10 protein-coding genes are annotated in these 6,422 nt (G+C 70.4%); 8 read left to right on the forward strand and 2 right to left on the reverse strand.

The annotated features are described in order from the left end of the window. Positions 1-47: 47 nt before the first annotated feature. Positions 48-170 (reverse strand): hypothetical protein, encoded by a 123-nt coding sequence (locus ALI22I_RS54485; protein WP_274522754.1) that lies wholly within the window; start codon positions 168-170, stop codon positions 48-50. A gap of 402 nt (positions 171-572) precedes the next feature. On the opposite strand from ALI22I_RS54485, the gene ALI22I_RS50460 reads away from it, so the two are divergent. From ALI22I_RS50460 to ALI22I_RS05990, 7 genes are all read left to right on the forward strand, one after another. Continuing rightward, entirely contained in the window at positions 573-713 is a 141-nt protein-coding gene (locus ALI22I_RS50460; protein WP_179118108.1) for a hypothetical protein, read from the forward strand. Between the two features lie 114 nt (positions 714-827). Further along, positions 828-1,292 carry a DUF3040 domain-containing protein gene (locus tag ALI22I_RS05965; RefSeq protein WP_143531994.1) on the forward strand — a complete coding sequence of 155 codons (465 nt, stop codon included), beginning with the start codon at positions 828-830 and terminating at the stop codon, positions 1,290-1,292. A gap of 97 nt (positions 1,293-1,389) precedes the next feature. Beyond that, entirely contained in the window at positions 1,390-1,599 is a 210-nt protein-coding gene (locus tag ALI22I_RS05970) for a hypothetical protein (protein ID WP_077004506.1), read from the forward strand. Between the two features lie 250 nt (positions 1,600-1,849). After that, entirely contained in the window at positions 1,850-2,524 is a 675-nt protein-coding gene (locus ALI22I_RS05975; RefSeq protein ID WP_077004507.1) for a helix-turn-helix transcriptional regulator, read from the forward strand. Next, on the forward strand, positions 2,521-3,654 hold the full coding sequence (locus ALI22I_RS05980) for a DSD1 family PLP-dependent enzyme (protein ID WP_238598136.1): 1,134 nt from the start codon (positions 2,521-2,523) through the stop codon (positions 3,652-3,654). The genes ALI22I_RS05975 and ALI22I_RS05980 overlap by 4 nt, the downstream gene beginning before the upstream one ends. Next, complete coding sequence (locus ALI22I_RS05985) at positions 3,651-4,607, forward strand: ornithine cyclodeaminase family protein (RefSeq protein WP_238598137.1); 957 nt, start codon at positions 3,651-3,653, stop codon at positions 4,605-4,607. The genes ALI22I_RS05980 and ALI22I_RS05985 overlap by 4 nt, the downstream gene beginning before the upstream one ends. Positions 4,608-4,635: 28 nt before the next feature. Beyond that, a complete protein-coding gene (locus ALI22I_RS05990; RefSeq protein ID WP_083751464.1) occupies positions 4,636-5,499 on the forward strand; it encodes a pyridoxal-phosphate dependent enzyme in 864 nt (287 codons plus the stop codon). A gap of 123 nt (positions 5,500-5,622) precedes the next feature. Here the strand turns inward: ALI22I_RS05990 and ALI22I_RS05995 are convergent, their stop codons facing one another. Continuing rightward, positions 5,623-5,931: an AbfB domain-containing protein gene (locus ALI22I_RS05995; protein WP_238598138.1), complete on the reverse strand. Its 309-nt coding sequence runs from the start codon at positions 5,929-5,931 to the stop codon at positions 5,623-5,625. Between the two features lie 208 nt (positions 5,932-6,139). Here ALI22I_RS05995 and ALI22I_RS06000 point away from each other — a divergent pair. Further along, positions 6,140-6,422, forward strand: a 283-nt coding sequence (locus ALI22I_RS06000) for a hypothetical protein (RefSeq protein ID WP_202970729.1), incomplete at its 3' end; no start/stop codon positions are given.

Below are 6,422 nucleotides of genomic sequence, written 5' to 3' on the forward strand. Positions count from 1 at the left end.
GTTGCGCAGCGCGGTGGCGATCTCCTCCAGCGGCACGCCCTGCACCTCTAGGCGTTGTACGAGGTGGATCCGGTCGACGTCGGCGGGGGTGGTGGAGGCGTAGCTGCTGCGGTGCGTTCGGCTGCCGCGGCGGTATCGGTGGTGTCGGTGGTGTCGGTGGTGTCCGCCACGGTGGGATGGTCCTGGGCGAGCTGTCTCGTCCAGCGCCGGTCGGACCGGCCTGGATGGGATCCAACCGGTCCATGCGTTGACAACGCCGCGCTCAAGCCATCACTCCCACCTCACCCTGAGAAAGCACTTCACGCCTGGGTCCGCGCAGAGTGATACTGGGAGGGAGGGGAGTACTTCCGCTGGGTCTGCCCGGTCAGTACGGACACCCCGTCGGTGTCCTCGGGAGACCACCCCGGTGGGGTGAAGGAGACCTCGAACGCATCGGTGTTCGAGGAGGTCCTATGCCCAGGTCAGCTGCTGTTCCGGCCGCTCCTGCCGAGTCCGTCGGGTCGCCGGGGTTGTGGTCTTCCAGCATCGACGGTCAGCCCGCCGAGCGGATTTCGGCACCGGAGGACTGAGCCGTGCTCACCGACCTGATCGTCAACGCCCTGATCGTCAACGCCCTGATCGACATCGGCCTCACGGTGCTCGTCATTGCCGCGCTGGTGTTCACCTGCGCGGCCATGTACCCGCCCCGGCCACCACGCGGGCCCCACCCGTGACGGGCCACGGCCGGCAGCAGACGACGCCGACCGATCTCGCCTCGGTGTCGGGCGATGCGTTCGCGGACACCGACGGTGCGATAGCCGGCAGAGTGATGCAGGGCGGTGCCGGGCGTGGATCTCGAAGGTCGTCTCGTAGTCGTTGCCGCACACCTCGCAGCGGGCCATCGGGTCTCTCCTCTTCAGCGGATGACCCACCGCGGCGGCCCACGGCGGCAGCGCGCGGTAAACGTCGGCCTTGTCGGTTTGCCTGGGCACGAGTCGGGTACTTCCGTCGTTCGGGAACACCCGAGGCCACTGGAGCATCCGATGCTCAGTCGTCACGAACAGCGAAGACTCGACGAGATCGAACAGCAGTTCACGGCGTCCGATCCCGCTCTCGCCGCCATGCTCCGAGGCGGTTCGACCTCGCCGAAGACCCGCCGGTGGAAAGCCGGTTCGCTCGCGAGCGGCCTGCTCGGCGTGTTCCTCACCGCCTTGGGCGCGACGACGGTCACCTTCACACTGATCTTCGCGGGCATCCTCGCGCTCACCATCGCCGCATGCATGCACGTCACAAGGAGCCGCGGAACCGGATGAACCGGGCGCCGACCGTCCGCTCAGGTCCGGAGACCTGGATGACGACCGGTTTCGTCGAACTGCCGTGCGTCGCCGGGCCGCTCCGAAAGGAATCCTCATGCCGGATCCGGATACCAGAGGTCCCTCGGCCGCCGAACCGCGAGCGTGGGCGGACTGGCCCACCGCCGTCACGGCGACCGCCAACGCCATCGTCTTCCACATCAGCAAGGGCGAGCCGGTGGCCGCTCTCGACCTGATCGACGAGTTGCTCTCCGACCTGGGCGACCGACGCCGCACGATCGCCGAACTCGCCAACGCCGCGGACTGAACCGCTGATGCTTGACCTGTGACGGTAGGGAGTGTCGCGGTGGCGCAGAGCCACAGCAGGTCGACCTGCGGCTGTAGCGCGCGTCGGGCCCGCTCGACATGGCCCGCGCCACCTTCGGCGAGAGCTACCGGGGACGGGGACAGTGCCCGAGGCACCGACAACTTCGCCGAGACTCTCCCTGGACTTTTCATCCAGCTCCTGGACGTTTACTATAGGCCGGGCTGGTGGTGGCGAGGAAGGGTGGAGCACGTTGGCTGACGCGAGTGCCGACACGATCCTGTCGGCGTTGCTGCCGGTGATCGACGGGCTGGCGGCGACGTTCGGGCCGACGTGCGAGGTGGTGCTGCACGACTACCGGCGCGGTGAGCAGTCCGTCGTGGCGGTGTCCGGCGCGGTGACCGGTCGCAAGGCGGGCGGTGCCCTGAGCGAGATCGGCTTGGCGGTGTTGGCGCAGGGTGACGCGGCGGCGAACGACATCAACTACGTGACCCGGACACCGGATGGACGGATCGTCAAGTCGTCGACCATGCCACTGCGAGACGGCGCAGGCCGCGTATTCGGCGCCCTGTGCGTCAACGTCGACGTCACCGCTCTGCGCCAGGCGGGCGACCTGCTGACCGCGCTGGCCGGGACGCCGCCCGCGCAGGTGCCGGTCACCACGTTCAGCGATGACTTCGACGACGTGATCGACTCGCTGATCCGGGCCGAGGAATTGGCCCGCGGCAAGCCGGTCGGCACCTTGACCCGGTCGGAGCGGTTGGCGCTGCTGCGCGTCCTGGACCGGCGCGGTGCCTTCACGGTCCGCAACGCGGTGCCTCGCATCGCCGACCGGCTGGGCGTGTCCCGTTCCGCCGTGTACGCCGATCTCGCCGACAGCCGCAAACAGACATCCGCCGGCCGGGCCGGTACCGAGGAGAAACCGTGACCGATCTCGACGACGTGAGGACACCGTTCCTCGCTGTCGACCGCAGCACCGTGCAGGCGAACGTGGACCGGTTGCGCGCACGCCTGGACCGGCTCGGCGCCGGCCTGCGCCCGCATCTCAAGACCGCCAAGTCCGTCGAGGTGGCCGGACTGCTCCACGACGGCGAGCAGGGACCGATCACGGTGTCGACGCTGGCCGAGGCGGAGGCGTTCGCCGACGCGGGCTACCGGGACATCCTGTACGCGGTCGGGATCGCACCGGACAAGCTGGGCCGGGTCGTGGATCTGCGACAGCGGGGCGTGGACCTGGCCGTGCTGCTGGACAGCGTCGAGCAGGCGACTGCGCTCGCCGCAGAACGAACCGGCTTGGCCGGTATCCCCGCGCTGATCGAGGTCGACTGCGACGGTCACCGCGGCGGTGTCCGGCCGGACGACCCGACCCTCGTCGAGATCGGGCAGGCGCTGCGCGACGGCCGCGCGGAACTGCGCGGGGTGCTGACGCACGCCGGCGAGTCGTACTTCGCCGACGGCGACGGCGAACTGCGCGCCGCCGCGGAGAACGAGCGCCGTTGTGCCGTGCTGGCGGCCGAGAGGCTGCGGGCGGCCGGACACGAGGTGCCGGTGGTGAGCGTCGGATCGACCCCGACCGCGCACTTCGCCACCGACCTCACCGGGGTCACCGAGGTCCGGGCCGGCAACTTCGTCTTCTTCGATCTGGTGATGGCGGGCATCGGCGTGTGCACCGTCGCCGATCTCGCGATGAGCGTGGTGACCACGGTGATCGGACACCGGCCGGACAAGGGGTGGATCCTCACCGACGGAGGCTGGATGGCCACCTCCCGCGACCGCGGCACGTCCCGCCAACGGGTCGACCAGGCGTACGGGCTGGTCGGCGATCTCGACGGCACCCTGTACGAGGACCTGCTGATGAGCGACGCGAGCCAGGAGCACGGCATCCTGTCGATCCGGCCCGGCAGCACCGCGTCGTTGCCGGACATCCCGATCGGCGCCAAGGTGCGGATCCTGCCCGTCCACGCCTGCGCCACCGCCGCCCAGCACGACCGCTACCACGTGATCGAACCCGGATCCCGGACCGTGTGGGACATCTGGACGCGGATCAGGGGCTGGTGAGCGTGCGCTACCTGGCCGAGGCGGACTCCGCCGCGCTCATCAACGAGGACCTCGCCTACACCGCCGCACGCGACGCGCTCATCGCCGCCGTCAGCCCACAGGCCGAGGTCTTCCCCGCGGTCCCGGGCCACGGGTCTGACCCCCGCAACCGGTTCACCGTGAAATCCGGCGCCTCGCAGCAGCTCGCCGGCGTCAAGATCGGCAGCTACTGGCCCGACAACGCCGATCTCGGTGTTCCCCGGCACAACTCGGTGATCCTGCTCTTCGACCAGGAACACGGCCGCATCGGCGCGGTGGTCGAGGCCGGCGTCGTCAACGCGTACCGCACCGCAGCCGCCGACGCGGTCGCCGCCGACGTGCTGGCACGCGAGGACGCCTCGACCCTGACCATCTTCGGTACGGGCCATCAGGCCCTCTACGAATGCGCCGCGGTCACCCGCGTGCGACCGATCGACACCATCCACGTCGTCGCCCGCACCCGAGAGCACGGCGAGACGTTCCTGGCACGGTTGGCCGCACGCGGGCTTACCGGCCGGCTCTCAGCGCCGGAGCAAGCATGCCGTGCCGCCGACATCATCGTCACGGCCACCACCGCCACCGCGCCCCTGTTCGACGCCGCCTGGGTGCGCCCCGGGACCCACGTCGCCGGCATGGGCTCCGACGCCCACGGCAAGCAGGAACTGCCCCGGGAGCTGCTCCAGGCGGCGCGGCTGTTCTGCGACCTGCCGGCACAGGCGGTGCGCATCGGGGAAGCCCAGCACGTCGCCGACCTGATCGCCGACGGCACCCTCGCGCTGATCGCGATCGGCGACGTCCTGGCCGGGCGAGCCGAGGGGCGCCGCAGTGGGCAGGACATCACCCTGTTCGACAGCTCCGGCATCGCCCTGCAAGACCTCTTCATCGCCGACGCCCTCCTGCGCGCCGACGCATCCGATCCAGGAACCACCCCATGACCTCGACGTTGTCCACCCTGGCACTGAGATGCGCAGCCTGCGGAGCACCCACTCGCTGAGCGACCTGCCGTGGCGGTGCGCCGGCTGCCACGGCGTCCTCGACCTCGCCGGGTTCACACCGGCCATGCCGACGCTCACCGATCTCGCGACCCGCCGCCCCACCCTGTGGCGCTACGCCGAAGCCCTGCCGATCCCCGAACCTCACGACATCACGATGGGCGAGGGCCTGACCCCCTTGGTCACCGCGCCGGCGCAGCCCGGTGTCGCGCTCAAGGCCGACTACCTCATGCCCACCGGATCCTTCGAGGACCGCGGCGCCGTGCTCCTGGCCGCCCTCACCGCCCGCCTCGGCGTCACCCGGCTCATGGCCGACAGCAGCGGCAACGCCGGAACTGCTGTCGCCGCCTACGCCGCCCGCGCCGCCTACGCCGCCCGCGCCGGCATCGCCTGCGACGTCTACGTACCCGCGGACACCTCAGCCGGCAAGGTCGGACAGCTCCGCGCCTACGGCGCCACCGTGCACCAGATCCCCGGCACCCGCGAGGACACCGCCCGAGCCGCGGCCCGAGCCGCCGACGAGCCGGGCGTCTTCTACGCCAGCCACGTGCACAACCCCGTCTTCCTGCACGGCACGAAGACGTACGTGCTGGAGCTCTGGGAGCAACTCGGCGGCCGGCTGCCCGACACGCTCGTCCTGCACGTCGGCAACGGCACGCTCGTGCTCGGCGCCTACCTCGGCGCCGTGGAGCTGCGCGACCAGAACCTGATCGACCGGCTGCCGCGGATCGTCGCGGTCCAAGCCGCCGGCTGCGCACCGCTGGCCTCCGCGTTCCACGACGGTGCAGTGCGGCGGGGACGTGCGCAACAACCGCCTGAAGGGAGTCGTCCGTGAGGCGTTGCGGACCTGGATCCGGAAGGACGAGGCCGACCGCGGCGTTGCAGCGTCTCCTGACGCCGGCCGAGATGACTGGTGCACCTCGGCCGGGCGGGTCCGGTGTTGTGCGCTGGGTTGAGGTCAGTAACCGAGGTGGAAGGTGGCGTCGGCGCGGGCGGTGGTGGTCGTGATCTCGTCGATGCGCAGGACGAAGTTCGAGTGCCGGAGGTAGCGGGTCGGGTAGTTGACCGAGCGGAACGACGACCAAGAGGCGTCCGCCAGGCCGGCGACCCGGGTGAACGTGGCGTCGGCGGCGAAGCCGGAGGTGCCGTCGTTGGGCGCGAGCTTGACCTCGAAGCCCTGGTGCCGCAGGTAGTTGCCGGGGAAGTTGTCGCAGGCGGTGGAACGCGGGATCGGTCCGGCAACCCAGCTCGCGCGCAAGCCGCTCAACCTGCACGGTGAACTCCTCAGCTCGGTGCTGCCCACTCAGGCCGTGTGGGCCAACCTGCCCCCGGCCATTACCTACGTGTGCAGGTACCCGCGCACACGATGACCCACTGCGCAAGCGGCTCCGGTCCCACGCCCACAACCAAGTCCCAGGAGTGCACGACGATGACGTCCAGTCCCGCGGCGGCCGGTGCGCGCCGTCGTATCGGCCGTGTCGGCTCCGGTCTGCCGCCGAAGCGCGTCGACCGGGTCCACGCAGTTCCAGGTCTCCACCCTCGAATACCTGCCCAAGCAGTGGAACAGGACGAACTCGACCGACGGCGACATCACCGCGGCGACCATCTCCACCAGCACCGACGGCGTCACGTTCACCACCGTGGCCACCGCGAACTGGGCCGGCGACCGCAAGACGAAGATCGTCGAGTGGCCGGGTCGCGACGTCCGCCTCGTCCGGGTCCTGGTCACCGCGGCGACCGGTGGCTACGCGAACATCA

Origin of the sequence: Saccharothrix sp. ALI-22-I, from assembly GCF_001984175.1 — a bacterium.
Classification (GTDB): domain Bacteria; phylum Actinomycetota; class Actinomycetes; order Mycobacteriales; family Pseudonocardiaceae; genus Actinosynnema.